Origin of the sequence: Pseudomonas sp. WS 5503 (assembly GCF_012985385.1) — a bacterium.
GTDB lineage: Bacteria > Pseudomonadota > Gammaproteobacteria > Pseudomonadales > Pseudomonadaceae > Aquipseudomonas > Aquipseudomonas paracarnis.
In genome coordinates, this window is the sequence record NZ_JAAQWI010000004.1 from 173,437 (window position 1) to 199,644 (window position 26,208).

General features: G+C 60.7%; 24 protein-coding genes and 1 pseudogene. 16 read left to right on the top strand and 9 right to left on the bottom strand.

Features of this window, described 5'->3' with window-relative positions; genetic code table 11:
* Positions 1-89: 89 nt before the first annotated feature.
* Genes HBO10_RS12675 through copD form a run of 4 tightly spaced genes read left to right on the top strand, consistent with a single transcriptional unit; the run spans position 90 to position 3,957 of the window.
* Positions 90-1,805, top strand: a complete 1,716-nt coding sequence (locus tag HBO10_RS12675; protein WP_169922001.1) for a copper resistance system multicopper oxidase — start codon at positions 90-92, stop codon at positions 1,803-1,805.
* A 10-nt stretch (positions 1,806-1,815) separates the two neighbouring features.
* The gene (locus tag HBO10_RS12680; protein ID WP_034128305.1) at positions 1,816-2,643 is read left to right on the top strand and encodes a copper resistance protein B; all 828 of its coding nucleotides are present in this window, start codon (positions 1,816-1,818) and stop codon (positions 2,641-2,643) included.
* A 49-nt stretch (positions 2,644-2,692) separates the two neighbouring features.
* Positions 2,693-3,079 (top strand): copper homeostasis periplasmic binding protein CopC, encoded by a 387-nt coding sequence (gene copC, locus HBO10_RS12685; protein ID WP_034128306.1) that lies wholly within the window; start codon positions 2,693-2,695, stop codon positions 3,077-3,079.
* Entirely contained in the window at positions 3,076-3,957 is an 882-nt protein-coding gene (gene copD, locus HBO10_RS12690; protein WP_034128307.1) for a copper homeostasis membrane protein CopD, read from the top strand. Before copC ends, copD begins: the two co-directional genes overlap by 4 nt.
* Here copD and HBO10_RS12695 read toward each other — a convergent pair.
* The 3 genes from HBO10_RS12695 to HBO10_RS12705 all read right to left on the bottom strand — a co-directional run bounded on the left by HBO10_RS12695 (position 3,954) and on the right by HBO10_RS12705 (position 6,001).
* Positions 3,954-4,820 (bottom strand): DUF6279 family lipoprotein, encoded by an 867-nt coding sequence (locus HBO10_RS12695; protein WP_034128308.1) that lies wholly within the window; start codon positions 4,818-4,820, stop codon positions 3,954-3,956. The genes copD and HBO10_RS12695 overlap by 4 nt on opposite strands.
* 66 nt (positions 4,821-4,886) lie before the next feature.
* Positions 4,887-5,609 (bottom strand): TorF family putative porin, encoded by a 723-nt coding sequence (locus HBO10_RS12700; protein ID WP_034128309.1) that lies wholly within the window; start codon positions 5,607-5,609, stop codon positions 4,887-4,889.
* A 212-nt stretch (positions 5,610-5,821) separates the two neighbouring features.
* Positions 5,822-6,001 (bottom strand): hypothetical protein, encoded by a 180-nt coding sequence (locus HBO10_RS12705; RefSeq protein WP_003193095.1) that lies wholly within the window; start codon positions 5,999-6,001, stop codon positions 5,822-5,824.
* A 324-nt stretch (positions 6,002-6,325) separates the two neighbouring features.
* Here HBO10_RS12705 and HBO10_RS12710 point away from each other — a divergent pair, with 324 nt between their 5' ends.
* Positions 6,326-7,162, top strand: coding sequence for a S1-like domain-containing RNA-binding protein (locus HBO10_RS12710; protein WP_034128310.1), 837 nt, complete (start codon positions 6,326-6,328; stop codon positions 7,160-7,162).
* Between the two features lie 159 nt (positions 7,163-7,321).
* On the top strand, positions 7,322-7,720 hold the full coding sequence (locus tag HBO10_RS12715; protein WP_080757723.1) for a DUF2177 family protein: 399 nt from the start codon (positions 7,322-7,324) through the stop codon (positions 7,718-7,720).
* On the opposite strand, the gene HBO10_RS12720 is transcribed toward HBO10_RS12715, so the two are convergent.
* A complete protein-coding gene (locus HBO10_RS12720; RefSeq protein ID WP_034128312.1) occupies positions 7,664-8,842 on the bottom strand; it encodes an MFS transporter in 1,179 nt (392 codons plus the stop codon). The two genes, HBO10_RS12715 and HBO10_RS12720, sit on opposite strands and share 57 nt — an antisense overlap.
* Positions 8,843-8,946: 104 nt before the next feature.
* Between HBO10_RS12720 and HBO10_RS12725 the strand changes: the two genes are divergently transcribed.
* Together HBO10_RS12725 and HBO10_RS31305 are read left to right on the top strand one after the other, a co-directional pair.
* On the top strand, positions 8,947-9,840 hold the full coding sequence (locus HBO10_RS12725; RefSeq protein WP_034128313.1) for a LysR family transcriptional regulator: 894 nt from the start codon (positions 8,947-8,949) through the stop codon (positions 9,838-9,840).
* Positions 9,841-9,982: 142 nt separating this feature from the next.
* Positions 9,983-10,105 (top strand): PA1414 family protein, encoded by a 123-nt coding sequence (locus HBO10_RS31305; RefSeq protein ID WP_003193089.1) that lies wholly within the window; start codon positions 9,983-9,985, stop codon positions 10,103-10,105.
* A gap of 189 nt (positions 10,106-10,294) precedes the next feature.
* Here HBO10_RS31305 and HBO10_RS12730 read toward each other — a convergent pair whose 3' ends face one another.
* Together HBO10_RS12730 and speB are read right to left on the bottom strand one after the other, a co-directional pair.
* Positions 10,295-11,677 carry a sodium:solute symporter gene (locus HBO10_RS12730; RefSeq protein ID WP_034128314.1) on the bottom strand — a complete coding sequence of 461 codons (1,383 nt, stop codon included), beginning with the start codon at positions 11,675-11,677 and terminating at the stop codon, positions 10,295-10,297.
* 162 nt (positions 11,678-11,839) lie between these two features.
* Positions 11,840-12,790, bottom strand: coding sequence for an agmatinase (gene speB / locus HBO10_RS12735; protein WP_034128315.1), 951 nt, complete (start codon positions 12,788-12,790; stop codon positions 11,840-11,842).
* A gap of 124 nt (positions 12,791-12,914) precedes the next feature.
* On the opposite strand from speB, the pseudogene HBO10_RS31310 reads away from it, so the two are divergent.
* From HBO10_RS31310 to HBO10_RS12770, 8 genes and pseudogenes are all read left to right on the top strand, one after another.
* A pseudogene (locus tag HBO10_RS31310) lies at positions 12,915-13,025 on the top strand (outer membrane lipoprotein carrier protein LolA); the annotation flags it as partial.
* 68 nt (positions 13,026-13,093) lie between these two features.
* On the top strand, positions 13,094-13,987 hold the full coding sequence (locus tag HBO10_RS12740) for a LysR family transcriptional regulator (RefSeq protein ID WP_034128316.1): 894 nt from the start codon (positions 13,094-13,096) through the stop codon (positions 13,985-13,987).
* A gap of 7 nt (positions 13,988-13,994) precedes the next feature.
* Entirely contained in the window at positions 13,995-14,594 is a 600-nt protein-coding gene (locus tag HBO10_RS12745) for a DTW domain-containing protein (protein ID WP_034128317.1), read from the top strand.
* A 105-nt stretch (positions 14,595-14,699) separates the two neighbouring features.
* Entirely contained in the window at positions 14,700-15,602 is a 903-nt protein-coding gene (gene cysM / locus HBO10_RS12750) for a cysteine synthase CysM (protein WP_034128318.1), read from the top strand.
* A complete protein-coding gene (gene rlmD / locus HBO10_RS12755; RefSeq protein ID WP_034128319.1) occupies positions 15,602-16,954 on the top strand; it encodes a 23S rRNA (uracil(1939)-C(5))-methyltransferase RlmD in 1,353 nt (450 codons plus the stop codon). The genes cysM and rlmD overlap by 1 nt, the downstream gene beginning before the upstream one ends.
* Before the next feature lie 120 nt (positions 16,955-17,074).
* Positions 17,075-19,318 (top strand): GTP diphosphokinase, encoded by a 2,244-nt coding sequence (relA, locus tag HBO10_RS12760; protein ID WP_003193076.1) that lies wholly within the window; start codon positions 17,075-17,077, stop codon positions 19,316-19,318.
* A 153-nt stretch (positions 19,319-19,471) separates the two neighbouring features.
* Positions 19,472-20,305, top strand: a complete 834-nt coding sequence (mazG, locus tag HBO10_RS12765; RefSeq protein ID WP_034128320.1) for a nucleoside triphosphate pyrophosphohydrolase — start codon at positions 19,472-19,474, stop codon at positions 20,303-20,305.
* Positions 20,306-20,330: 25 nt separating this feature from the next.
* Entirely contained in the window at positions 20,331-20,876 is a 546-nt protein-coding gene (locus tag HBO10_RS12770; RefSeq protein WP_014719402.1) for a DUF2058 domain-containing protein, read from the top strand.
* 66 nt (positions 20,877-20,942) lie between these two features.
* Here HBO10_RS12770 and HBO10_RS12775 read toward each other — a convergent pair whose 3' ends face one another.
* The 3 genes from HBO10_RS12775 to HBO10_RS12785 are packed head-to-tail and all read right to left on the bottom strand — an operon-like array spanning position 20,943 to position 26,201.
* Positions 20,943-23,063 (bottom strand): TonB-dependent receptor, encoded by a 2,121-nt coding sequence (locus HBO10_RS12775; protein ID WP_034128321.1) that lies wholly within the window; start codon positions 23,061-23,063, stop codon positions 20,943-20,945.
* Positions 23,060-24,286, bottom strand: coding sequence for an MFS transporter (locus HBO10_RS12780; protein WP_034128322.1), 1,227 nt, complete (start codon positions 24,284-24,286; stop codon positions 23,060-23,062). Before HBO10_RS12780 ends, HBO10_RS12775 begins: the two co-directional genes overlap by 4 nt.
* Positions 24,276-26,201: an IucA/IucC family protein gene (locus HBO10_RS12785; protein ID WP_034128414.1), complete on the bottom strand. Its 1,926-nt coding sequence runs from the start codon at positions 26,199-26,201 to the stop codon at positions 24,276-24,278. The genes HBO10_RS12780 and HBO10_RS12785 overlap by 11 nt, the downstream gene beginning before the upstream one ends.
* Between the last annotated feature and the right edge of the window lie 7 nt (positions 26,202-26,208).

Consider the following 26,208-nt stretch of genomic DNA (forward strand, 5'->3'; position numbering starts at 1 on the left):
AACCTGTCGAATCGGTAATCTGTCGCTAAGGTTGCTGACAGCCGGCGACTCCTAATCTGCTGCCATTCAACTCACGGACTTGAATCGGCATGCACTCCACAACCTCCAGACGCACATTCGTCAAAGGCCTGACCGCAGGCGGCCTGCTGGGTGGGCTCGGGCTTTGGCGCCCACCTGTGTGGGCACTGACCAGCCCCGGCCAGCCCACGGTGCTCGCCGGCAGCGAATTTGAGCTGTTTATTGACCAGACCCCCGTCAACCTGACAGGCCAACCGCGCACCGCGTTGACCGTCAACGGCAGCCTGCCCGGCCCGCTGTTACGCTGGCGCGAAGGCGACACCGTGACCCTGCGCGTGAAAAACCGTCTTGGCGAGCCCACCTCGATCCACTGGCACGGCATCCTGTTGCCATCGACCATGGACGGCGTGCCCGGCCTGAGCTTCAAGGGCATCGAACCGGGCGGCCTTTACGTCTACCAGTTCAAGGTCAAACAGCACGGCACTTACTGGTATCACAGCCATTCAGGGCTTCAGGAACAGCAGGGCGTGTATGGCCCGCTGGTCATTGACCCCAAGGAACCCGAGCCGTATATCTACCAGCGCGATTACGTGGTGATGCTGTCGGACTGGACCGACGAAGACCCCATCGCCCTGATGAAGACCCTCAAGAAGCAGTCTGATTACTACAACCTGCACAAACCCACCCTGGGCGATTTTATCCGGGATGTGGGCAAGCAGGGCTGGTCGGCCACGGCTGCCGACCGGCTGATGTGGGCGCAAATGAAGATGAACCCCACCGACCTTGCGGACGTCAGCGGCGAGACCTACACCTACTTGCTCAACGGCCAGCCGCCTGGGCAGAACTGGACCGGAGTGTTCAAGACGGGGGAAACGATTCGCCTGAGTTTTATCAATGGCTCGGCGATGACCTATTTTGATGTGCGCATTCCTGGGTTGAAGATGACCGTCATCGCCGCGGATGGCCAGCCGGTGAAGCCGGTAAGCGTCGACGAGTTCCGTATCGCCGTGGCGGAAACCTACGATGTGCTGGTCGAGCCTGTGGCAGAGGCCTATACCCTGTTTGCCCAGTCCATGGACCGCACAGGCTATGCCCGTGGCACCCTCGCCCGGCAGATGGGTGCGACCGCCTCAGTACCGCCGCTTGATCCGCGCCCGTGGCTGACGATGGATGACATGGGCATGGGCGGCATGGACCACGGTGCCATGGCCGATATGCCGGGCATGGAAGGCATGGATCACAGCGCCATGGGCGCGATGGCGATGCAGAAACACCCCGCCAGCGAGCAGAACAGCCCGCTGGTAGACATGCAGGCGATGAACCCGATGCCCAAGCTGGACGACCCTGGAATCGGCCTGCGCAACAATGGCCGCCGGGTGCTCACCTATGCCGACCTGCGCAGTACCTTTGAAGACCCCGATGGCCGCGATCCCTCGCGCACTGTCGAATTGCATCTCACCGGGCATATGGAGAAGTTCGCCTGGTCGTTCAATGGCGTGAAGTTTTCCGATGCCGAGCCTCTGCAACTGACCTATGGCGAGCGCGTGCGGGTGGTGTTGGTCAACGACACCATGATGGCCCACCCAATTCACCTGCATGGTTTATGGAGCGACCTGGAGGACGAAAACGGCCAGTTCCAGGTGCGCAAACACACCATCGATATGCCTCCCGGCTCCCGTCGCAGTTACCGCGTCACCGCCGATGCCCTGGGGCGCTGGGCCTATCACTGCCACCTGCTGTACCACATGGAAATGGGCATGTTCCGTGAGGTGCGCGTGCATGAATAAGGAAGCGAGCATGAACCGTTGCGTTCTACCCGTTTGCATCGCCTTCGCCGCGCTGGGGTTCGCCCCATGGGCGTTGGCGGCCGAGGAGGAATTTCAGGGCATGAGCCCGGTGACGCCAGCGCTGACGCAAAGCCGTACGCCGATTCCGGCGCTGACCGACGCAGACCGTGCAGCGGTCTACAACGCGCCGGGAGGGCATCAGGTGCACGACAGCGGCGTGAACTCGATGCTGCTGATCAACCAGTTGGAATGGCAGGGCGGCGACGGCAACGCGCAGAGTTGGGACATCAAGGGTTGGGTCGGCGGTGACATCGACCGGCTGTGGCTACGCAGTGAAGGCGAACGCAGCGCCGGCCGCACTGAAAGCGCCGAAGCCCAAGCGTTATGGGGGCACGCTATCGGCCCGTGGTGGGACGTGGTCGGCGGCATGCGCCAGGACTTCAAACCCGGTGACAGCCAGACCTGGGCGGCCTTTGGCCTACAAGGCATGGCGCTCTACAATTTTGAGGCCGAAGCCACGTTGTTTGTCGGCGAATCGGGGCATACCGCCGCACGCTTGGAAGGTGACTACGACATTCTGCTCACCAATCGCCTGATCCTGCAGCCCACCGCAGAACTCAATTTTTATGCGCAGAACGATCCGCAACGCGGCGTTGGTTCGGGCTTGGCGGAAAGTGAGCTGGGCTTGCGTTTGCGCTACGAAGTTCGCCGCGAGTTTGCGCCTTATGTCGGGCTCAGCTGGAACCGCACTTATGGCCAGACCGCGCAATACGCACGGGACGAAGACGAAGACATCAATCAACTGCGCTGGGTCGTCGGCGTGCGCTTGTGGTTCTGACGGGTTTCCCTTTTTATTATTCGCCGCCTGGCGCGGCCTGGAGTCTTGCATGTCTATGTTGAAAACCACGCTGCTGGGTGCTGCGCTGTGGGTAGGTTTAAGTCTTAGCCTGCCCGCTTCGGCCCACCCCAAGCTGCTGTCATCCATTCCGGCGGCAGGCGCACAGGGCGCCGCTCCCGCAGTGATTGAATTGCATTTCTCAGAAAACCTGCTGACCCAGTTTTCCGGGGCCAAGTTGATCATGACCGACATGCCGGGCATGCCCAATTCGCCGATGCCGGTGAAGGCCAGCGTGTCGGCGAGCAGCGACCCCAAGGTGATGTTGATCAAGCCGGTCTCCGCACTTACCACCGGCAGCTATCGGGTGGATTGGCGTGCCGTGTCGTCCGATACACATCCGATCACCGGTAATGTGATGTTCAGCGTGCAGCCATGAGTGAGCTGATCTCCATCGCATTGCGCTTCGCGCTCTATCTCGACCTGATGATGCTATTTGGATTGGGACTGTTCGGCCTTTATGGTCTGCACGCTGAGCAACGTAGATGGCTCAATCTAAGGGCATGGATGGGATTGACGGGCGGCTTGGGGCTGGCGTTTTCGGTGGCGTCGCTATTGGTCATGACCCAATCCATGAGCGGCGCCACTCATTGGCAGGCGCTATGGCCGCATGTGCAGATGATGCTGTGGCAGACCGACTTGGGGCTGACGTGGTGGGTGCGTATCGCGGCGCTGGTCCTGGCGGCACTGAGCACTCATCTGGCGCTGGCCACGCTGTCGGCTGGCGTGGCGTTGGCCACCCTGGTGTGGACAGGGCACGGCGTAATGCACGAAGGCGTGCAAGGTGTGTGGCATATCGTCAGCGACAGTGCACACCTGTTGGCAGCGGCGGGTTGGGTGGGGGCGTTGGCGGCATTCGGTTTGTTGTTGATGCCTGCGCCGTTGCCACAGGATGATCGAGTGCAGGTTCTGGCCAGCGCATTGGCAGGCTTTGAGCGCATTGGCGCGGGATTTGTCTTGGTGCTGATCGGCACTGGCGTTGCCAATTATCTGTTTGTTGTCGGGCCGAATCTGGGGGGCATCAACGGCGGAGTCTATGCGGTGCTGCTATGCCTGAAGCTGGGGTTGTTCGGCGTGATGCTGGCCTTGGCGGCGCTCAATCGCTTTCACCTGACGCCGCTTCTGCAACAATCTATCGCGGCGGGCGATTATAACGTGGCGATCCGTGCGTTACGGCGCAGCATGGCCCTGGAGTTTGGCGCTGTGGTGCTCATCCTTGGCCTGGTGGCCTGGCTGGGCACCTTGGCGCCTGACTAAGACTGTGCGCTTTTCAGGCATTTAAGCGCCTGGAAGTCGCTGCGGACCTTGTCGATTTTTTGGGTGAGTTTCAGGCGCTGCGCTGGGGAGCTTTGGGCCATCACGTCCACGAGCAAGCCGCGCGCGGCGGCTTCGGTCTGTGCGTAGGCGGCGCGGTATTGTGGGGTCCACAGGCTTTCGCGATCGACCAGCAGTTGCTGGATTTTCTGCGGGAAATCGGCACTGTGGCGTTGTTGCAGCGCCTCGATAAATTGCGCCTGCCAATGGGCGCGGTTGCCGATCCACGCTTGGTTTTGCGCGCCCAACTGGGCGGACCAGGCCGTCACGCGATTTTGCTGGGCCGGACTCAATGGGCCGATCCAGGCGTCCAGGCGCTTGCTCATGCGCTGGGCGCGTTCCTTGATCTGCTGGGCCAGCGGCGGCTTGAGGTATTCGTCCTGGCGTTTGCGCAGGTCCTTGGCCAGGGCATCGCTCATGTCCTTGACCTGCTGATCGTCCAGGCCTTGCAGCAATTGCACGGCTGAGGGCGTGATTTCCCGCGCAATCTCGGCAATTGCCTGTTTGGCTTCGACTGTACGGGTTTGCAATGCGGCGTCGGTGACCTGGTTGCTGTCGACCATCTGTTGCAGGCGGTCGAGCCAGTCCAGGTAGCCAGGCAATTGCGTGGTGCAGTGCCAGGCCAGGTGTTCCTTGAGGGTGTCGTTGAACCAGCTCTTTTGCCCGGCATTCATGTCCAGGTAGTCGTTGAGGGTCCAGGGGATGATCACGTCGAGGTTACGGTAGGCCAGGCCCACGCGATTGCAGCCGGCGAGCACCAGGCTCAGGGTCAGCAGTAGCATCAGGAGTTTGAGCCGGCGCAACATGGGCAGGTCCTTGCATGGAGGGCGTTAATGCATGTGAACCTGCGCGGGGTGCGACAGTTCAGCCCATCAATAAAACGACCGCGCGGCCTTCAAGGTCAACAGCCCATCACATTGCGAATTGTGTCCGGAGTAGGCCGAGCAGTCACTGCCGCTGAGGCTGGAGCCGCTGTAGATCAGGTCCAGGTCAATGCCTTTCCAGGCCCGGGAAAACTGTACCGACCAATCGCTGAAACTGCTGATGGCGCCGTTCTCTACCGAGACCGGTGTGCCCAGTTGATGGGTGGTGTATTTCATGCTGACGCCGATGCCGAAAGGCTGGGTGCCGCCCAGGTCTGCAAACAGGGTGCTGTCCTGGCGGTCGGGGTCGTTGCTGAAAGACACGCCAAAGCGGTTGCCCAACAGGTTCAGCCCGCCGTAGAACTCCTGGCTGTCGAGGGGGGTGAGCTTGGGGTAGCTGTAGTGGATCAAGCCGACTTCATAGCCCAGGGTCTGGTCGAACGGACGCTTGAAGCCCATGTAGGAGTCGACTTCAAGGTTATTGGCCGACGACAGGCCCATGTTCGGGGAAAACTGGCCGAAATACAGGCCGCTGTCGTGGGTAAGGTCCAGGCCTCCGTGGAACGAGTCGCTGCCAGGGGCGGTCGGCTTGACCAGGCCCTGGGCCATGGTGCGGCTGGGGGTTGTACCTAATTTCAGGTCGAAGTCACCCAATTCGCGCTGGAAGATATGCGCTTCGGCCAAAGGGCTGGCGACCAGGATGCTGACCACGAAAATACAGCGTTTAAGCATGCTTCACTCCATGAAAAGCGAGGAGCAGTAACGGAAAGATTCAGGCAGATGCCCGTGCTAGACGGGTGCAAGGATACCGGCGAATGCCAGGCATTGAGGCCCGTTCGTCGATTAGCTGCGTATTGAGGGTGTCGGGAGGGGGTGGCAACTCTAGTCCTAGCGCCTCGAAGGCAAGACGCTTAGGGACCAGATGCAGTGCGCGGGTATGACTATTACTTCTTGCCCAGGCTGATCTGCTTGGACGGGCCGAAAGTCTGGCCGCTCACGCCCTTGGCAATTTGCTGGATTTCGCCGCCGGACTTGAGGAACGCAGCAATCTGGCTATTGATCGATTCGCTGGTTTCAACGGCGGGAGCTGGCTTTGCTTTGCTGTTGGATGCTTTTACACGCATGGCGGCCACTAACCTGTAGAAAATTAACTTGGCCAGCTATCGTACAGGAAATACTTGACAATTGCTTGGCAAATATCCCTCGAGAATAAGTGCTCGCGGCTGGAAATAGCCGAAGTTCAGCGCTGAAATAAAGCGCTAACTTACTGTTTTAGCTGGAAACCCAAGGCTTGTGGACACGCTGATGGCCTGCTCAAAGTGAACCGAACGATCAGACGAGTGGGGCGATGCCACTGGAACGCCATGCCAGCCCGCGATTTTTCAGGCGTGTGCGCGTGCAGGGCACAACTCGGGTAGAATGCCGCCCACGCAATGAGGGTATTGGAAATGGCTTTAGTCGGGCGCTACAACAGCTTGCAAGTGGTCAAGCACACTAACTTTGGTTTGTACCTCGATGGTGCGCAAGATGGGGAAATCCTCTTGCCTAATCGGTATATCCCTAAAGATATTCCCAGTGAAGATGAAGACTGGCTCAACGTTTTCATTTATCTGGACAGCGATGACAAACTTATCGCCACCACCGAAAAGCCCAAAGTTCAAGTCGGTGAATTCGCCAGTTTGAAAGTTGTGGAAGTCAACAGCATTGGCGTCTTCCTTGATTGGGGTTTGCCCAAGGATCTGCTGCTGCCTTATTCGGAAGAAAAACGCCAGATGACCGCGGGTGAATATTGCGTGGTGCACGTCTACCTCGACAAGCACACCAAGCGCATCACCGCCACCGCTCGCCTTGACCGTTACCTGGACAAGACGCCGGCGAACTATAAGGTGGGCCAGGAAGTCGACCTGCTGGTGGCCGAAGCCACTGACATGGGCTTCAAGGCGATCATCAACAACAAGCACTGGGGCTTGATCCACAAGAACGAAGTGTTCAAGTTCCTGCGCCCGGGCAAGGAAGAGAAGGGCTTTATCAAAGAGATCCGCGCCGATGGCAACATCAGCCTGAGCCTGCAGCCGGTGGGCCAGGAAGCGGCCTCCAGCCTGAACTCGAAGATCCTCGCCAAGTTGCGCGACAACAATGGCAGCCTGCCGGTCAGCGACAAAAGCGACCCGGCGGTGATCAGTAACTTGTTCGGCGTGAGCAAGGGCAACTTCAAGAAGGCCATTGGTGCGCTCTACAAGCAGGGCCAGATCGTGATTCATGCGGATCGCATTGAACTAAGCTGAGTACGCTTCGCTCTCCTGTAGGAGCGAGCTTGTTGTGGCGAGGGAGCTTGCTCCCGCTCGACTGCGTAGCAGTCGCAAGCTTTTTTGGGGGCGCTTCGCACCCCAACGCAAGCAAGCTTGCTCGCCACAACAAGCTTGCCTTCACAGTAGGGCTTGCTCATGTCAAGAAAGTCGTTGTATGCCTACCTCGGTACCTTGCTCGCCTTCCTGGTCCTCGACGGCCTTTGGCTCGGTGTGCTCATGGGGCCCACCTACAAATCCCTGCTTGGCGCGCTGATGCTTGATCAGCCACGCCTGTTGCCTGCCGTATTGTTCTATCTCCTGTACGTCCTCGGTTGCGTGGTGCTGGTTATCTTACCCAGCGCCAGTTGGCAGCGCGCTGCGCGTTTGGGCGCCTTGCTTGGCCTGGTGGCCTACGGCACCTATGACCTGAGCAACTGGGCCACGCTTCAAGGCTGGTCCGCTGGGTTGGCGCTGATGGACATGGCGTGGGGCACGTGCCTAACCGCCATTTGCTGCACTGTTGGCCACTTGTGTGCAAATCGGCTGTGGCGGTAGAGGGCGGTTGATCAGTACTGAACCGGCTAATAACAACCCGGTACCGGCAACGACCAACGCCGGTTGCAGGCCGCCACTGAGATGGCTGCTGACCGATGCCAACAGGGGGCCGCTCAATTGGCCGACGGCGAAGCTGGCGGTCAGCAACCCCGTGCTACGTTGGTAGCCATGGGGCGCGACCTCCCTTAATCGCGCCATCACCAACTGCATGCAGGCCAGAAATGGCGCACCGCACAGTAAAACGCCCAACGCCAAGCCCCAGCCATTGCCGAATAGGCAGGCGAACACCCCTGCCGCTTGCAGCCATAAAGTCGCCATCAGCCAGCGACGGGTGGTGTTCGGGTGCTTGCGGCGCAGGCTGGCCACCCCCACTCCCAGCGCGGCCGCCAGGCCAAAGCAGGGCCAGAACAAGTCGGCCTGCCAGGCGCCGTGGAATTGTGCGCTGGCCATCTGCGACAGAAAGGTCGCCGGGATGATGTAGCCCAGGCCGTACAAGAAATAGATACAGCACAAGTGCGCGATGCTGCCGTTGCTCCCCGCACTGGTGGGCTGTGTCACGGTGAGGGTCGGCTTGGGTAGAAACGGCAGGATCGCCAGCAACATCACCAGCGCCACCGTCCCGTAGATCAACCACAGCGCGGCAGAGCTTTGCCCCGATAGGTTCGACACCAGCGCCAGCAGCCCCGTCAGCACAATCCCCAACCCCGGCCCAGCAAACACCAGCGCACCCAGGCGCGGGCGGCCGGCGGCAATCGCCAGTGGCTGGCTCAGGCTGGTAATCATCACCAGGGCCCAGGCACTGGCGACCCCGGTGCCGAAACGCAGCAACAAATGCGGCCAGAACCCGTTAGCCCAGTAGGACGCCAGGGTCAGCAATACGCACAACCACAGCCCGCCGTAGAGGCGCCCGCGCACATGCTGATGGCTGCGGGCAAAGATCGAGTCCACCGCGCCGACAAAATAGCCCAGGTAATTGGCGGCTGCGATCAGGCCGGCGCCGGTCAGGTCGATCTGGCCTTCACTGAGCAAATGCGGCATTTGCGGAGTCAGGGCGAAGCGGCCAATGCCCATGGCCATCATCAGGGCGACGAAGCTGGCGAGTAAACGAATCAGCGGGGACATGGTCAGGTTTCCTGCAAAGAAGCGAATGCCTTGCAGGCTAAGACGGATTGACTTTCTGTAAAATTGAATAATAGTGAGTAACTTGTTCAGTTTTGGAGAAAGCAATGGAGTTCAGTCAATTGCGCATTTTCCAGGCCGTGGCGGAAGAGGGCTCCATCACCCGCGCCGCTGAGCGCCTGCACCGCGTTCCCTCAAATCTGTCGACCCGGCTTAAACAAATGGAAGAGCAACTCGGTGTCGATCTGTTCGTGCGCGAGCGCCAGCGTTTGCAGCTTTCTCCGGCAGGCAAGGTACTACTGGACTACAGCACCCGCCTGCTGGCGCTGCACAATGAAGCCCACGGCGCCGTACAAGGCGGGCAACCGGCTGGTGATTTCGTATTGGGCAGCATGTACAGCACCGCCGCGGTTCATTTGCCGAAGCTGCTGGCGCGCTATCACAAGACTTACCCCATGGTGAATCTGCAGGTGCAGTCGGCGCCCAGCGGGGAGTTGCTGGAAGGGCTGATTACCGGGCGCCTGGACGCAGCCTTCGTCGACGGCCCTCTGACCATCGCCACCCTGGATGGCGTACCGCTGTGCGAAGAGCGCCTGGTGCTGATTTGCGAGGCCGATCATCCGCCGGTGCGTGGCCCCCAGGATGTGGCGGGCCGTGCAGTATTCACGTTCCGGCGCAGTTGCGCCTACCGCACGCGCCTGGAAACCTGGTTTTCCCATGAGCGTGTGGCGATGGGGCGGGCGATCGAGATCGAGTCCTACCAAGGCATGCTCGCCTGCGTGATCGCAGGTTCCGGCGTGGCGTTGATGTCTGAGTCCATGCTCGCAAGCCTGCCCGGCAAGGACAGCGTGTCCGTTCATCCGCTGACTGGGCCTTTTGCCACTGCGACCACCTGGCTGATGTGGCGAAAGGGCATGCTCGGCGCTAACCTCAATGCATGGATCGACCTGCAGCAAGACGGCAACCCGCGATGCGTGCAAGACACACATGCCATTGCTTGAACGATCCGTCAGGATTCGGATCAATTCAGTAATAGTTCGTTGTGGTTTCCTTCAAGCATTACCTAGGACTTAGGGCTACTATCACTGTAGGAAACGGCGACAGTACTCACGCCGGCCAGCACTACCCTCAAAGGGGGCAATCATGAAAGAGAAAATCCAAAACTGGCTCCACGACCTCGGCGTTGCATTGGGCTTGATCGAGCCTCCGCTGCAACCGGTGCCGATTCGCACGGATGACGAGCAACGTCGGCCACGTCGCCGCTAATCACGCGGTTTAAAAAATGTGGGAGCGGGCTTGCTCGCGAATAGGGTGTATCAGCCAAAATAAGGTTGAATGACACACCGCTTTCGCGAGCAAGCCCGCTCCCACAGTTGTTTTGCACCAGGCGAAAAAAACGGGCGCGACCTCCGACGTCGCGCCCGCTGAAGAAAATATCCCCGTCCCTGTTATAGCTCAAACCACCGCAGCCGCCACCTTGGCCGGCCGACGCGACAGCAGGCTCACCAGTACAAAGCTCACCAGCGCCACCGCCAGGCTGTAGTAGATCGGCGTATTTGCATCCAACCCATCCTTGAACATAAATACCAGCGCGGTCACAAAGCCCAAGCTCATGGACGTGATTGCGCCCGAGGTGGTCGCGCGCTTCCAGAAGATCGCGCCGATCAAGGGCACCAACATACCGCCCACTAACAGGTTATAGGCCAGGGTCAGGGCGCTGATCACATCGTTCACCACCAATGCGATACCCAGCACGGCAACGCCGGTCAACAGGGTGAACAGGCGGTTGATGCGCAGGCTCGACGCCTTACCGCCGCGCAGGCGGGGCAGCAGGTCTTCGGTCAATACGGTGGAGGCGGCGAGCAGGCCGGCGCTGGCGGTGGACATCATGGCGGCCAGCGCGGCGGCGATGACCAGGCCGCGAATGCCGTCCGGCAGCGAAGCTTTGACGATCGCGGCGAAGGCATTGTTGACGTTGTCCAGGTCCGGGATCAGCACATGGGCAGCCATGCCGATCAGCGCACAGGCCAGGCCGTACAGGATGCAATAGAAGCCGGCGAAAGTGCCTGCGTACTGGGCGACCTTTTCGTCACGGGCGGTGAAGACCCGTTGCCAGATATCCTGGCCGATCAGGATGCCGAAGAAGTAGATCATGAAGTAGGTGATGATCGTGTCCCAGCCGATAGCGGTGAAGCTGAAGCTCGACGCCGGCAGTTTGGCCACCAGTTCATCCCAGCCACCGACGCGGTACAGGCAGATCGGCAACAGGATGAACATCAGGCCGACGGTCTTGATCACGAATTGCACGATATCGGTGAGGGTCAGCGACCACATGCCACCGATGGTCGAATACACCACCACCACGCCGCCGCCCACCAGTACCGACATCCAGAACGGCAGGTCAAACAGCACTTGCAGCACGGTGCCAATGGCCAGGATCGAGGTCACGCCGATCATCAGCGCGTAGGCCAGCATGATCACCGCGCTGGCCTGGCGGGCCATGGGGTTGTAGCGTTTTTCCAGGACCTGGGTGACGGTGAAGATTTTCAGCTTCAACAGCGGCTTGGCCAGGAACAGGTTCAGGGCAATGATGCCCGCGCCGAGCGCGGCGCACAGCCAGAAACCCGAAATGCCATGCACATACCCCAGGCGCACGGTGCCGACGGTGGAGGCACCGCCCAGCACCGTGGCGGCCATGGTGCCCATGTACAGTGACGGTCCGAGGTTACGGCCGGCGACCAGGTAGTCTTCGTGGGTCTTGGCGCGACGCATGCCGTAGTAGCCGAGCACCAGCATGCCGGCGGCGTAGATGAGTACGACGAATAAATCCAAAGCCATGACGGCGGTTCTCCGATTATATTTTTTATGGGCGATCAGGCGGCAGCTGGCTCGGTAAACACGCGAGCGAAAGTCAGGTACATCGTTGTCGGGGATCTGTGCGATCCCCTTGGTTGTGAGTGTGAAGACGCGGTTTTTATTGTTCTCAGCGCGTTCGCCTTATCAGCGATGCGCGACGCCAGGCAGTACGCAGAGCATCTCGTACAGCAAGTTGGCGCCCAGCAACGAGGTATTGCCGGTGGTGTCGTAAGGCGGCGAAACTTCTACCAGGTCGCAACCAATCAGATCGAGGCCCTGGCAGCCACGGATGATTTCGATGGCCTGGATGGTGGTCAGCCCGCCGATTTCCGGGGTGCCGGTGCCGGGTGCCCAGGCGGGGTCGATGCCGTCGATGTCGAAGCTCAGGTACACCGGGCCGCCGCCGACTTTTTCTCGCACTTCGGCCATCAGCGGCGCGAGGGAGTGATGCCAGCATTCTTCGGCCTGGACCACGCGGAAGCCTTGCTTGCGGCTCCAGTTGAAGTCTTCGGCGGTATACCCCTGGGCGCGCAGGCCGATCTGCACCACGCGGTCGCAATCGAGCAAGCCTTCTTCCACGGCGCGGCGGAAGGTGGTGCCGTGGGCAATTTTCTCGCCGAACATATGGTCGTTGACGTCGGCGTGGGCATCGATGTGCACCAGCCCGACCTTGCCATGTTTTTTGTGGATCGCCCGCAGGATCGGCAGGGTGATGGTGTGGTCGCCACCCAGGGTCAGGGGGATGGCGTCGTGCTCGAGGATCTCGTCGTAGGCCTCTTCGATGATGCGCACCGCGTCGAGCAGGTTAAAGGTATTGATCGCCACGTCGCCGATATCGGCCACCGACAGTGAGTCGAACGGTGCGGCGCCGGTGGCCATGTTGTAGGGACGGATCATCACCGACTCGGCGCGGATTTCCCGTGGGCCGAAGCGCGTACCGGCGCGCAGCGAGGTGCCGATATCCAGGGGCACGCCGACGAAGGCGGCATCCAGGCCCTTGGCGGTTTGCAGGTGGGGAAGACGCATCATGGTGGCGATGCCGGCGAAGCGCGGCATTTCGTTGCCGCCCAGTGGTTGGTGGAAAATCTTGTCCACGGGATTGCCTCATCGTTGTTTTGTTTATTGATGGCCGATTCTGCGAAAAGCCTGGCTTAGGAAGAATCGGCAGAGGCAAATACTTAGTTCAGATTTTTCTAAACTAAAGCCTGAGTTAAACTCCCTGATCCCTGTAGGAGCGAGCTTGCTCGCGAAAAACGTCAACGATGATGCGCAGCCCCAGAATGTACGCGGCGTCCTCAGGTTTTTCGCGAGCAAGCTCGCTCCTACAGTTGATCGTTCCCACGCTCTGCGTGGGGATGCATCCTGTGATGCTCTGCGTCACGCTTCATTGGAGCCCCCATGGCCAACGCCTTGCCCGACCTGAAACTCCTGCGCATCTTCGTCAGCGTCGTGCGCCACCAAGGGTTTGCCAACGCCCAGCACGAACTCAACCTGTCGACGTCGGCCATCAGCACCTACATGAGCCAACTCGAGTCAGCCTTGGGCCTGGTGCTGTGTCATCGTGGCCGTGGCGGCTTCAGCCTGACCAGCAAGGGCGAGCTGTTTCATCAGGAAACCCTGCGCCTGTTGGGCGAACTCGAAGGTTTCGAGCAGTACGCCGCCGCGTTGAAAGGCGAATTGCGCGGCACCCTCAAGCTCGGAGTGCTCGACTCCACCGTCAGCGACAAGGCCTTGCCGTTCGCCGAAGTGATTGGCGCCTACAGCCTGGAGCACCCGGCAGTGCATTTGCACCTGTCGGTGATGAGCCCCTACGAATTGCAACTGGGGGTGCAGGACAACCGCCTGGACCTGGCCATCGGTGCGTTTTCCAACCGCATGAGCGGGCTGGTCTACATGCCGCTGTACCGCGAACAGCACTGGTTGTATTGCAGCACCCGGCACCCATTGTTCAACGAGCGGCGCATCCCGGAACAAGTGATCACCCAGCAACGCATGGTCGGGCGGGGTTACTGGAGCCAGGCCGAGTTGGCGCGCCACGGCTTCAAGCACAGCGCTGCCACGGTGGAAAGTATGGAGGCGCAACTGATTCTGGTGCTGTCGGGCGCTTATATTGGCTACCTGCCCGAACACTACGCCCAGGCCTGGGCTGACAAGGGCGATCTGCGCGTTTTGCTGCCGGCGACCTTCGGCTACCAGGCGCCGTTTTCGCTGATCATGCGCCGTGGCCGCAGCCGCGAGCCACTGATCCAGACCTTCCGCGATTTGCTCAAGACCCAGCTCAACCAGGCCTGAAAACACCATGTCCCGACCCCATTGCCCGCGCTGCCTGCGCCCGACCACGCACTGCCTTTGTGCGCTGATCCCCCACCTTGACAGCCGCACTCGTGTGTTGGTGTTGCAGCACCCGAGCGAGGTCGGCCATGCGCTCAATACTGCACGGTTGGCGGCGTTGGGCCTGAACAACGCGCAGTTGGTGGTGGGGGAGGTGTTTGATGACCTTGCGACGCTATTGAACCCGCCTGGCTATCGGGCACGCCTGTTGTTTCCGGCGGATGATGCCGAGCCGCTGCACGCCTACGCACCTGACGATCAGCCACTGCTGTTGGTGGTTCCCGATGGCACCTGGCGCAAGGCGCGCAAACTGCTGCACCTCAACCCTTTGCTGGCGGCATTGCCCCGGGTGACGTTGGCTGAAGGCAGCGTTTCCCGCTATCGCTTGCGCAAGGCGCCGGGGCCTGGCGCCTTGTCGACGGTCGAAGCGATCACGCAAGCGTTGCAGGTATTGGAAGCGCCGACGTCGTTCGAGCCACTGCTCAAACCCTTTGAAGCGCTGATCGAAGGGCAGATTGCTGCGATGGGCGATGAAGTATTCCAGCGCAACCATGGTGACCCGTCATAAACCCGGCTTATGCCTTTAAGCCATAAGCACCACACTTTGCGTGATATGGCCCGCCGGCCTTTCCCGGTATGATGTGCGCCCCGCAGTCTGGATTGCGAATACGCCATGACCTTGCAGTACCCAACAATCGCCGATTGCGTCGGCAACACGCCCCTGGTCCGCTTGCAACGCATGGCGGGTGAAACCAGCAATACCCTGTTGCTCAAACTCGAGGGCAACAACCCGGCCGGCTCGGTCAAAGACCGCCCGGCGCTGTCGATGATCGCCCGCGCCGAGTTGCGTGGGCAGATCCAACCCGGTGATACCCTGATCGAAGCCACCTCGGGTAACACCGGGATCGCCCTGGCCATGGCCGCAGCGATCAAGGGTTACAAGATGGTGCTGATCATGCCCGACAACGGCAGTGCCGAGCGCAAGGCGGCGATGACCGCCTATGGCGCCCAGCTGATCCTGGTGACCCAGGAAGAAGGCATGGAAGGCGCCCGCGATCTTGCCGAGCGCATGGCCGCCGAAGGCCGTGGCGTGGTGCTCGATCAGTTCGCCAACGGCGACAACCCCGAGGCGCACTACACCAGCACCGGCCCGGAGATCTGGCGCCAGACCCAGGGCACCATCACTCACTTCGTCAGCTCCATGGGCACCACCGGTACCATCATGGGCAACTCGCGCTACCTCAAGGAGCAGAACCCGGCGATCCAGATTGTCGGCCTGCAACCGATGGAAGGCGCGGCCATCCCGGGTATTCGCCGCTGGCCCGAAGAGTATTTGCCGAAGATCTACAACGCGACGCGGGTAGACCGCATCATCGACATGGCCCAGCGCGAAGCCGAAGACACCACGCGCCGCCTGGCCCGTGAAGAAGGCATCTTCTGCGGCGTGTCCTCCGGCGGCGCCGTGGCCGGTATGTTGCGCTTGTCCAAAGAAGTGGAAAACGCGGTGATCGTCGCGATCATCTGTGACCGAGGCGACCGTTACCTGTCGACCGGCATTTTCGACGAACCCAACTGATGGCCAAGCACGAGAGAGGCCTGCGCTTCCAACCGACGGGCGGCAGCCGGGCCCCACAGATACCTGTGGGCAAGAAACAGCGCCTGACCATCGAGCGCCTGGCCAATGATGGCCGGGGCATCGTGTTCTTTGAAGGCCGCACCTGGTTTGTGAACGGTGCGTTGGCCGGCGAAGAGGTGGAGGCACGGGTGTTGGGCGCCCATGGCAAAGTGGTCGAGGCGCGCACCGAGCGGGTGTTCCAGGCCAGCGAGTTGCGTCGCCCGGCACCCTGCGCCCATGTTGGCCGCTGCGGCGGTTGCAGCGTGCAGCACCTGCCCCATGAAGAACAACTTGCCCTGAAACAGCGCATGCTTGCCGAGCAATTGTCCCGGGTGGCCGGTGTCGAGCCACAGGAGTGGGCAGCGCCGTTGAGCGGGCCGGAGTTCGGTTATCGGCGCCGCGCCCGTGTGGCCGTACGTTGGGACGCCAAGGCAAAGAAACTCGAAGTGGGTTTTCGCGCCGTGGCCAGTCAGGACATCGTCGCTATCGATGATTGCCCGGTGCTGGTACAGGCCTTGCAACCGATCATGCAGCGTTTGCCAACGATGCTGCGTCGCTTGAGTAAACCGCAGGCGTTGGGGCATGTCGAGTTGTTCAGCGGTTCGTCCATCGCCGTGTTGCTGCGGCATATGGCGCCGTTGTCCGAGGCTGACCTGCAGATCCTCAAGGAATTCTGCACCTTCCATGACGCCCAATTGTGGCTGCACGGGGAAGGGCAGCCGGAGCCCGTCGAGCCGGGTCAGGCCTTGGGCTTCCGTTTGGAGGCGTGGGATCTGGAGCTGGCGTACCGGCCGGGCGACTTTGTGCAGGTCAACGCCGGGGTCAACCAGGCGATGGTCGCCCAAGCGCTGCAATGGCTGGCGCCACAAGCCGACGAACGGGTACTGGACCTGTTTTGCGGCCTGGGCAACTTCGCCCTGCCACTGGCTCGCCACGTACGCGAAGTGGTGGCGGTGGAGGGCGTACAGGCCATGGTGGACCGTGCGGCCCTCAATGCCGTCAGCAACCATTTGCATAACGCACAGTTTTTTCAGGCCGATTTGTCCCAGCCTTTGACCGACGCAGAATGGGCCAAACAGGGCTTTTCTGCGGTACTCTTGGACCCACCCCGCGATGGTGCCCTGGAGGTTGTGCGCAAACTTGCAGCCTTGGGGGCCAAGCGCCTGGTGTATGTGTCCTGCAACCCAGCCACGCTGGCGCGGGACACGGTTGAGTTGGTCAAGCAAGGCTACCGGCTAAAGCGTGCCGGGATCCTCGACATGTTTCCGCAGACCGCGCATGTCGAGGCCATGGCGTTATTTGAAGCGGGCTAGGATGCCCGTTTAATCCGACTGGCCTGCGTTCTCCAGGGCCTGAACACTGCCACGGAGCTCGCAGTAAAGTCGGCGATGATTTTGGCGCATCGAAGGTGCGTCGTAGGGAAGGTAAGCAAGATGGTACAGGTGAGAGCACACCAGCCGATCAACACCGACGGCAGTATCAATCTCGAGGCATGGCTGGATCATGCCGTCAGTGTCGACCCGGCACTGGACCGTGAAGCCTTGAAAGCAGCCTGCGAGTTCGCTCGTGAGTCTGAACAGCAAGACAATGCGGCCAAGAACCTGTGGGCCGAAGGGACTTCAAGTTTTCGCACTGGCCTGGAAATCGCCGAGATCCTCGCCGATCTCAAGTTGGACCAGGATTCGCTGATCGCCGCCGTGCTCTATCGCGGCGTGCGCGAAGGGCACATTGCGTTGCCTCTGGTCAGCCAGCGTTTCGGCGCGGTGGTGGCCAAGCTGATCGACGGCGTGCTGCGCATGGCCGCCATCAGTGCCAGCCTCAGCCCGCGTCAGTCCATGGTGCTGGGCACCCAGGGCCAGGTAGAAAACCTGCGCAAAATGCTGGTAGCGATGGTCGACGATGTGCGCGTCGCCCTGATCAAGCTGGCCGAGCGTACCTGCGCGATCCGTGCGGTGAAGACCGCCGATGATGAAAAGCGCAACCGTGTGGCCCGCGAAGTCTTCGACATCTACGCGCCACTGGCCCATCGCCTGGGCATCGGCCACATCAAGTGGGAGCTGGAGGATTTGTCCTTTCGCTACCTTGAGCCCGACCAATACAAACAGATCGCCACGTTGCTGCACGAGCGGCGCCTGGATCGCGAGCGCTTTATCAGCGACGTGATGGGCCAGTTGCGTTCGGAGTTGCAGGCTACCGGCGTGGACGCCGATATCAGCGGCCGCGCCAAGCACATCTATTCCATCTGGCGCAAAATGCAGCGCAAGGGCCTGGCCTTCAGCCAGATCTACGACGTGCGTGCGGTGCGCGTGCTGGTGCCGGAAATGCGCGACTGCTACACCGCGCTGGGTATCGTCCACACGCTGTGGCGGCACATTCCCAAGGAATTCGACGACTACATCGCCAACCCCAAGGAAAACGGCTATCGCTCGCTGCACACGGCGGTAATCGGCCCTGAAGGCAAGGTGCTGGAAGTGCAGATCCGCACCCACGCCATGCACGAAGAAGCCGAGCTGGGGGTGTGTGCGCACTGGCGCTACAAGGGCACCGACGTCAAGGCCGGGTCCAACCAGTACGAAGAGAAAATTTCCTGGCTGCGCCAAGTGCTGGAATGGCACGAGGAGCTCGGCGACATCGGCGGCCTGGCCGAACAACTGCGGGTGGATATCGAGCCGGACCGGGTCTATATCTTCACGCCTGACGGCCACGCCATCGACTTGCCCAAGGGCGCCACGCCGCTGGACTTCGCCTACCGCGTGCACACCGAAATCGGGCATAACTGCCGCGGCGCCAAGATCAACGGGCGCATCGTGCCGCTCAACTACAGCCTGCAAACCGGTGAACAGGTCGAGATCATCACCAGCAAGCACGGTACGCCGAGCCGCGACTGGCTGAACCCGAACCTTGGCTACATCACCACCTCGCGGGCGCGGGCGAAGATCGTCCACTGGTTCAAACTGCAGGCGCGCGACCAGAACGTCGCCGCTGGCAAGACCTTGCTTGAACGCGAACTGGCGCGCCTGGGCCTGCCTCAGGTGGACTTCGACAAGCTGGCCGAAAAGGCCAACATGAAGATCGCCGAAGACATGTTCGCGGCCCTCGGCGCGGGCGACCTGCGCCTGGCGCAACTGGTCAACCTGGCCCAGCAACTGGTCGAGCCGGAGCGCGGCAACGAACAGTTGGAGCTGATCCCGCGCAAAGCCACTGGCTACAAGCCGGGCAAGCGTGGCGATATCCAGATCCAGGGCGTGGGCAACCTGATGACGCAAATGGCCGGCTGCTGCCAGCCGTTGCCGGGCGACGCCATTGTCGGCTACATCACCCAGGGCCGTGGCGTGAGCATTCACCGCCAGGATTGCGCCTCGGTGCTGCAACTGGGCGGGCGCGAACCGGAGCGGATCATCCAGGTCAGCTGGGGCCCGGTGCCGGTGCTCACTTACCCGGTGGACATTATCATCCGTGCCTACGACCGTTCCGGCTTGCTGCGTGACGTCTCGCAAGTGCTGCTCAACGAGCGGATCAACGTGCTGGCGGTCAACACCCGTTCGAACAAGGAAGACAACACTGCGTTGATGTCCCTGACCATCGAGATTCCGGGGTTGGACGCACTGGGACGGTTGCTGGGGCGGATTTCCCAGTTGCCGAACATCATCGAAACCCGGCGCAACCGCACCCCATGATTAGCGGGATGACAGCCGACTGACATGTGGAGTTGTTTTCTGTGGGAGCTGGCTTGCCTGCGATAGCATCACCTCGGTTTAACTGAAGCACCGAGTCGCAAGCATCGCAGGCAAGCCAGCTCCCACATTGGATTTTCAGCGGAAAGAGATACGATGTATTCACTCGAAGACCTGCTGCACCTGATGAGCCGCCTGCGCGACCCGCAGTACGGCTGCCCGTGGGACATCAAGCAAACCTACGCCACCATCGTCCCGCACACGCTGGAAGAAGCCTATGAAGTGGCCGACGCCATCGAGCGCGGCGACTTTGACCATCTGCAAGGCGAGCTGGGCGACCTGCTGTTCCAGGTGGTGTATTACAGCCAACTGGCCCGGGAAGAAGGGCGCTTCGAATTTGCCGGCGTGATCGACAGCATCACTCGTAAGTTGATTCGCCGGCATCCTCACGTGTTCCCAACCGGCGACCTGTACGCACCGCTGGATATCCCGCAGTTGAGCGAAGAACAGGTCAAGGAGCGCTGGGAGCAGATCAAAGCTGAGGAGCGCGCAGAAAAGTCCGACGTTCCCGAGCAACTCTCCCTACTCGATGATGTGCCCACCGCCTTACCCTCGTTGTCCCGTGCGGCCAAATTGCAAAAGCGCGCCAGCCAGGTTGGTTTCGACTGGCCTTCCGCGTTGCCGGTGGTGGACAACGTGCGCGAAGAGTTGGACGAAGTGCTCGAAGCCATGGCCGATAACGATGCGGCGGCCATCGCCGATGAAGTCGGCGACCTGCTGTTTGCCGCGGTCAACCTGGCCCGTCACCTCAAGGTCGACCCGGAAACCGCCTTGCGCGGTGCCAATGCCAAGTTCGAACGACGTTTCCGATTTATCGAACAGGCATTGCGCGATACACACCAACCCATAGAAGATTGCACCCTCGAAGAGTTGGACGCCCTCTGGGGTGAAGCCAAACGTCAGGAAAAGAATGTGTCCAGCTGCGGTTGAGCAGTTGCCTAAGTGAGTAAGCACCATGAGCCTTTCCCTTCGCGACCAGTTGCTCAAAGCAGGTCTGGTCAACCAAAAGCAGGCCAAGCAGGTCGGCAAAGAGAAACAGAAACAGCAGCGCCTGGTCCACAAAGGCCAGGCCGAAGTCGATGACACCCAGGCGCGCCTGGCTGCTGAGGCACACGCCGAGAAGGTCAAGCGTGACCAGGAGCTGAACCGTCAGCAGCAGGAAAAAGCCGAGGCCAAGGCGCGTACCGCCCAGGTCAAGCAACTGATCGAGACCTCGCGCCTGCCCAAGCTGACCACCGAGGACTACTACAACTTCGTGGATGACAAGAAGGTCAAGCGCCTGTCGGTCAACACGCTGATGCGCAACAAGCTGAGCAACGGCTCCCTGGCCATCGTGCACCACGGTGGCGGCTACGAGGTGATCCCGCGCGAAGCGGCGCTCAAAATCCAGGAGCGTGCTCCGGAGCGTATCGTGCAGCTCAACATCCTCACCGAAAGCCAGGTGCCGGATGAAGACGATCCATACGCCGCTTACCAGATCCCTGATGATCTGATGTGGTAAGCCGCTGGAAATGACAAACCCCGCCAAAAGGCGGGGTTTGTGTTTTAAGCGTGCAGCACCAGCCGGTTACCAATCCACTGCGTAACTCAGGCTGAAGGTACGACCCTCGGCATTCGGGTACGGTGCGCGGGCGTTGGCCTGGGCGAACATGTTTTGGTAGTTGCGGTTGGTGAGGTTGTACACCGCACCTTCGAGGCGGCCTACCGGTAGCCTTACCGAGCCCAGCAGGTCGACCAGGGTGTAGCCCTGGATATCGCGGCCGTTGTTGTCTTTGGCCGCCGCGTCATAATTGGCCAGGCGCATACCCTGCAAGCGCAGGCTGTAGTCGTCACGCTCATAGCCGACAAAGGCTGTGGTCTTGGCGGGGGAGATGCGGGTGGCAGGCAGGTCGATCCACTTGCCGTTCTGCTGGGTCTCGCCTTTGGCGTAAGCGTAAGTACCGCCGACGGACCATTGGTCGCTGATGTTATAGGTCAGGCCGGTTTCGACGCCACGCACGCGTTCTTTCTGATTGATCAGGCGCAGCACACGATCATTGGCATCATAGAACTGCGTGACATCCGAGGTGTTTTCGTACGCGGTGACACTGGCCTGCCACTTGTCCCAGTCGCCACGCCAGCCCAGCTCGTAGCTATCGACTTTCAAGGCCTGGGCATTGAGATCCTGGATATCGTATTTGCTGTTCACGTCACGCAGGAAGCGCTGGATATCCGGCAGGGAAAAGCCCTGGCTGAAGTTGACGAACACATCCTGGTTATCGGTCAGGTGGTACACCGCACCGAGGTTATACAGCGTGTCATCGTATTTGAGCGTGCCGCCGGGCAGTGTCGCGCGGTTGCCGGTCTGGACGATTTCGCCGTATGCGATGCTGTCGGAGACCTTGCTTTCAATCCATTCGCGACGTACGCCACCGCGCAAGGTCCAGTTGTCGATGTCGTAGGAGAGCTGGCCAAAGATGGCTTTGGTGGTGGTCTCGATATCTGGACCCAGTTCGAACGTGGTACCGGTTTTCGTGTAGGTCAGGCCATTGACCCGGTATTGGTCGCCACGCTGGCGTGAGGTTTCATGGTCGTAGTCCGCGCCCCATACCAGGTTGCCCGTTGCCGGGCCGATGTCCGGCATCTGGGTATCGACCGCTGCACGCAGGCCGTAGACGTCCTGCACGCTGTTGTTATCTGACACGCCTGCCCGGCCTCGGGACAGGTCTGGAAAGAACAGGGCGTCGGCCCGCCGCCAGTAGCTTTCGATCTGCAGGCCCTGGCCGTAGAAATCCTTGTCGGCGTAGTTGAGGTTGACCGCCTGGTTGTGGGTGTAGGGTTGGTCGCCCAGGTCCAGGCCTTTTACGGCGACTGCGTTGCTGGTGATGCGGGGGTTCTTGGTGTAGCGGGTGTCTTGTTCGTCCTTGTAGTCTTGCAGCGACAGGCTGATCTTCTTGTCGTCATCAAGCTCATAGCCGAAGCGACCTTGCAGGTCGTAGGTATCGGTGTCCATGTTGCTGCCCTGGGACGTGTCCTGGGGAATGCGCTTGCCATTACCGTCGAACTGATCGTTGCGCTGCACGGTGTTGCCCGAGAGGTACCAGTCCACCGGGCCTTTGCGCCCGGTGGCGCTTTGGAACGCCTGGTAAGCGAACCCCTTGTGGCTGAGGTTGTTGCCGGCGGTCATGCCGATCTTGCTGCTGAACGCCAGGTCTTCACCTTGGTTGCGTTTGGTGATGATGTTGATGATGCCGCCCGATGCGCCTGCGCCGTAGACGCTGCTGGCGCCGGAGATCACTTCGATACGCTCGATGCTTTCCGGTGCCACGCTGTTGAGCTGGCGGAAGTTGTCGCGCGTGGCGTTTTGCGAAACCCCGTCGATCAGGATCAGGGTATTGCGCCCGCGAAGCGTCTGGCCGAAGTTGCTCATGCCGCCGCTGGAAGGGGCAATGCCAGGCACCAGTTGGCCGAGGATATCTGCAACCCGACGTCCTGCCCCGGTCTGCTGGCGGATTTGCGCTTCATTGATCACCTGCACTGAGCCTGGAATCTGCGCAATGCTGGTTTCGCTGCGCGTGGCCGATACCACTGTCGCCTGCAGTTGCAGACTGGTCGGGGCTGCCTGTGTCTGCTCTGTCTGATCGGCCCAGGCGGGCGCACTCATCGAGCCGAGAAGCGGCAGCAGAACGGCCAATTGCGATTTATTCATGGGTTTGTCTCAGAGTTATTAGAAGTATTGACAGAAAAATCGGGTGTCTCAGGCGCTCGCGTATATGAACGGATCGCGCGGATACTCACGGCGGCCAAGGCATAGGTCAGTGCGACCAGCCAGAAGCTGTGCGCCAGGCCCACCCACCCCATGCCGATACCGCCTATCAAGGCGCCGCACAGCGCACCTGCTTTGGCGGCGCTGTTACCCATACCCAGGGCAAAACCCTGCTGGCTGGACGCGACGGTATTGGCGATCAGCGTGTAGGCCACGGGCAGCAAAGCTCCCTGCCACACGCCCCACAGCAACCGGCTGGCGATGAACCCTAACCATTCACTGGCCAGCGCCGTGCAGGCCAGCGTGAGGGCGCAGGCCCAGGTGACCCATTCGATGATGCGCAGCGTATGTGCTGGCTGATGTCGATCGAACAGGCGGCCCCATAACGGCGCAGACAGTGCCAGGGTCAAGGCGCTGGCGCCATAGCTGGCGCCGATCAGCCACGCGGGCGCCTGCAAAACCTCGGCAACATATAAAGCGTAAAACGGTTGCGGCATCATCCTGGCTGCCTGGATCAATACGATGATTCCCAACATCGCGCCAAGCCAGCCTTTGGGCAGTGCGACAGGCTTCGATGGGCGGGCAGGTCTCGATCGTGGTGAGTCGCTGGGTAAAAACGCGCTGATTATCGCGCACAACAGGCAGACGACGGTGGCGCTGTAGCACAGCAATGCGAAACCGGATATGTCCATGAGCCAGCCGCCCAATACCGGTCCGGCCAGGGAGCCTACAGCGGTGGCTGATTGCAGTCGTGCAAGAATGTGCCCGCGCCCACCCTCGCCGCAGCAGGCCAGTGCGTAGGCTTGGGCCGCTGCAATGAAGCCGGCCAACGCACCTTGCACCACGCGGATGACCACCAGCCACCACGGATCAGGCGTTATCGCAGCCAGCGCCTGGCACACCGCCAGTGCCAGCAACGCGCGGATGATCATGGGCTTATGGCCGGTACGGTCGCCCAGCTTCCCCCACATGGGTGTGAGAATCATTGCTGCCATCATCGGCCCGGCATACACCAGCGAAGACAGCAGGCCGGTGTACTGGGCATTTGCAGTGCCCAGCAACTTCTGGATTTGCAGCGGCCAGAACGGGCCGCTCATTTCCATCGCCCCCATCGACACCAACTGAATCACCACCAGCAGCCGCAGCGCTGTGTTGTTAGTCGGCATTGGCGGCCGCGCTCAACGGGTTAGGCAACCGCCCGACGATATCGGCATGACTCTCCAGCAGGCGCATGCGCATGAACGACTTGGCCGGCCATGCTTGCTCCAGCAGTGCTTCGCGCTCGGTGGCCCAGCGCTGCGGATCAACCTGCGAGCGCATGTCGTCAAAACACTGGCTGACCTGAGCTGACAGTTCATTCCAGAGCAGCGCCTGGGGGATGTCGAAGTGGCGCGCGGCAAGCAGGATGAGCTCGCCCAGATGGCACATGAAAACGGTGTGCAGCAGCTTGTCCCGTACGAAACCTGCGTCGTCGTACAGCGTCATCTTCGGGTCGTGCAGTTCAATGTCCAGGCCGTGGGCGTGCAAGGTTTTGCGGTCGATTCGGATATCGCCGAAGTCGCGCAACAGAAGACGGCTCAATTGTCCGTCTGCGGCCATCACCATGAAGGAGTTCTGTTGATGGGCCTCAAAAGCGATGCCGTAGCGTAAATACATGCCCAGCAGCACCGGCACACTGATCGCCGCGTAATCATGGAAGAAGGCGAGCATGGCCGCCGCGTCATCCTTGCCTTGGCTCAGGCGCACCCATTGGCGCAGCAGCGGCTGGCCGTGTTGATCAATGGCAAACAGGCTGCCCACCGGCACGGCCATTTCGTCCGGCTGGAGCTGGCTCTGGGGATTGTCGCGATAGAGCACCGCCAAGTGGCGGGAGTGCTCGTCATTGGCCGGTTGTGGCTGGAAATGCACACCGATCCGCTCGGGAACGATGTTCAGGCATTTTTGAATCGCAGGCTCGCGTTCCAGGATGCTCAGCAGCAGATGGCTGATCCGTGGGCCCATGCGCGCTGAACGCGGCGATACGGTGCGCTGTACGCTGGTCAGGCGCAGTGACACGGGCAGTTTGACCATCGGTGCATCGCGACGGCCTTCAGGCAACACGGTTCTGAATGACATGGTGGGGTGGGCAGTAAACGCGACGATATCGGTCAGCACCAGCAGTTTGTCGCCGATTTCGTTGGCGAACAGTTGAGGCAACTCCTGGCGTGCCTGCCAAGGGTGGGCAGGCAACGGCAGATAATCGTCTGCCTGAAGGCCCTGCGCTTGCAGGGCTGCGGTCAATTGCCGTGCTGCCTGCGGGAAGTGCTCGCTCCACCACTGCCAGTAGTCGGCGGTACCGGCCAACTTTTCGACATGGGCAAACTGGCGATGCAGCGCGCACAGCAGCACCGGGAAGCGTGCTTCGAACTCCGGCGAATAGTTGATGACTTGTGCGGTATTCAGGCCCAGCTTGGTCTTGTAGTTGGGGTGCCATGGGTGACCCAATGTTCCCCACTGTTCAAGCACGGAAGTCGGGTTGATAACGCTCGGGCTGTTCTTGAGATGACTCAGCAGGTTGTCTTGATGCACCGGGTCCATTGACGCATGCAGCTTGAGCGTCCATTGCTCATGGAAGGCGAGGCACAAGGTGTCGTTGATGAAGCTGTCGTCGATCTCTACGTTGAGGCGGTTGAGCACTTCCCGGTCGGCAGGCGACTCGAGGCTGGCGTTAAGCAACGTCAACAACTGCGATGGGAACTGGATTTTCTGTTCGGGCTGGCCTTCGCGCAACAGGATGACTTCGCCACGCAGGTCCCAGCTTGCCATGCGGCCAGGGTGCAAATGTTCGAAACGCAATCGGGCCTGGCAAGCCAGTGTCAGCGAGCAATGCCCATGTTCGTCATAAAGGAGAGCGCTGGGGTCCAGCAGGCTTTCACGAAACAATGCTTGGATCAGGCGTTGGAAGCTACGTTCGGCGGCAGGTGCCAGCGTATTGATCAGGGCTTCGAGGGTGACGTGGCTGGTCTGAAATTGCGCAGTGGCAAGTGCTTCGCTCCAGCGTTCCAGTAACGCATTTTCTGGCTTCCTGCTATTTCCGTGCATCAAATTG

Bases quoted from the DNA above. Each gene is read 5' to 3' on its own strand.
- HBO10_RS12780 (WP_034128322.1), bottom strand. From the start codon at position 24,286: ATGCCGACTAACAACACAGCGCTGCGGCTGCTGGTGGTGATTCAGTTG.
- HBO10_RS12675 (WP_169922001.1), top strand. From the start codon at position 90: ATGCACTCCACAACCTCCAGACGCACATTCGTCAAAGGCCTGACCGCA.
- HBO10_RS31305 (WP_003193089.1), top strand. From the start codon at position 9,983: ATGAAAGAGAAAATCCAAAACTGGCTCCACGACCTCGGCGTTGCATTG.
- HBO10_RS12775 (WP_034128321.1), bottom strand. From the start codon at position 23,063: ATGAATAAATCGCAATTGGCCGTTCTGCTGCCGCTTCTCGGCTCGATG.
- rlmD (WP_034128319.1), top strand. From the start codon at position 15,602: ATGGCCAAGCACGAGAGAGGCCTGCGCTTCCAACCGACGGGCGGCAGC.
- cysM (WP_034128318.1), top strand. From the start codon at position 14,700: ATGACCTTGCAGTACCCAACAATCGCCGATTGCGTCGGCAACACGCCC.
- HBO10_RS12715 (WP_080757723.1), top strand. From the start codon at position 7,322: ATGTCAAGAAAGTCGTTGTATGCCTACCTCGGTACCTTGCTCGCCTTC.
- HBO10_RS12785 (WP_034128414.1), bottom strand. From the start codon at position 26,201: ATGCACGGAAATAGCAGGAAGCCAGAAAATGCGTTACTGGAACGCTGG.
- HBO10_RS12740 (WP_034128316.1), top strand. From the start codon at position 13,094: ATGGCCAACGCCTTGCCCGACCTGAAACTCCTGCGCATCTTCGTCAGC.
- copC (WP_034128306.1), top strand. From the start codon at position 2,693: ATGTCTATGTTGAAAACCACGCTGCTGGGTGCTGCGCTGTGGGTAGGT.
- HBO10_RS12705 (WP_003193095.1), bottom strand. From the start codon at position 6,001: ATGCGTGTAAAAGCATCCAACAGCAAAGCAAAGCCAGCTCCCGCCGTT.
- HBO10_RS12680 (WP_034128305.1), top strand. From the start codon at position 1,816: ATGAACCGTTGCGTTCTACCCGTTTGCATCGCCTTCGCCGCGCTGGGG.
- HBO10_RS12695 (WP_034128308.1), bottom strand. From the start codon at position 4,820: ATGTTGCGCCGGCTCAAACTCCTGATGCTACTGCTGACCCTGAGCCTG.
- HBO10_RS12700 (WP_034128309.1), bottom strand. From the start codon at position 5,609: ATGCTTAAACGCTGTATTTTCGTGGTCAGCATCCTGGTCGCCAGCCCT.
- HBO10_RS12730 (WP_034128314.1), bottom strand. From the start codon at position 11,677: ATGGCTTTGGATTTATTCGTCGTACTCATCTACGCCGCCGGCATGCTG.
- HBO10_RS12745 (WP_034128317.1), top strand. From the start codon at position 13,995: ATGTCCCGACCCCATTGCCCGCGCTGCCTGCGCCCGACCACGCACTGC.
- mazG (WP_034128320.1), top strand. From the start codon at position 19,472: ATGTATTCACTCGAAGACCTGCTGCACCTGATGAGCCGCCTGCGCGAC.
- relA (WP_003193076.1), top strand. From the start codon at position 17,075: ATGGTACAGGTGAGAGCACACCAGCCGATCAACACCGACGGCAGTATC.
- HBO10_RS12710 (WP_034128310.1), top strand. From the start codon at position 6,326: ATGGCTTTAGTCGGGCGCTACAACAGCTTGCAAGTGGTCAAGCACACT.
- copD (WP_034128307.1), top strand. From the start codon at position 3,076: ATGAGTGAGCTGATCTCCATCGCATTGCGCTTCGCGCTCTATCTCGAC.
- HBO10_RS12720 (WP_034128312.1), bottom strand. From the start codon at position 8,842: ATGTCCCCGCTGATTCGTTTACTCGCCAGCTTCGTCGCCCTGATGATG.
- HBO10_RS12770 (WP_014719402.1), top strand. From the start codon at position 20,331: ATGAGCCTTTCCCTTCGCGACCAGTTGCTCAAAGCAGGTCTGGTCAAC.
- HBO10_RS12725 (WP_034128313.1), top strand. From the start codon at position 8,947: ATGGAGTTCAGTCAATTGCGCATTTTCCAGGCCGTGGCGGAAGAGGGC.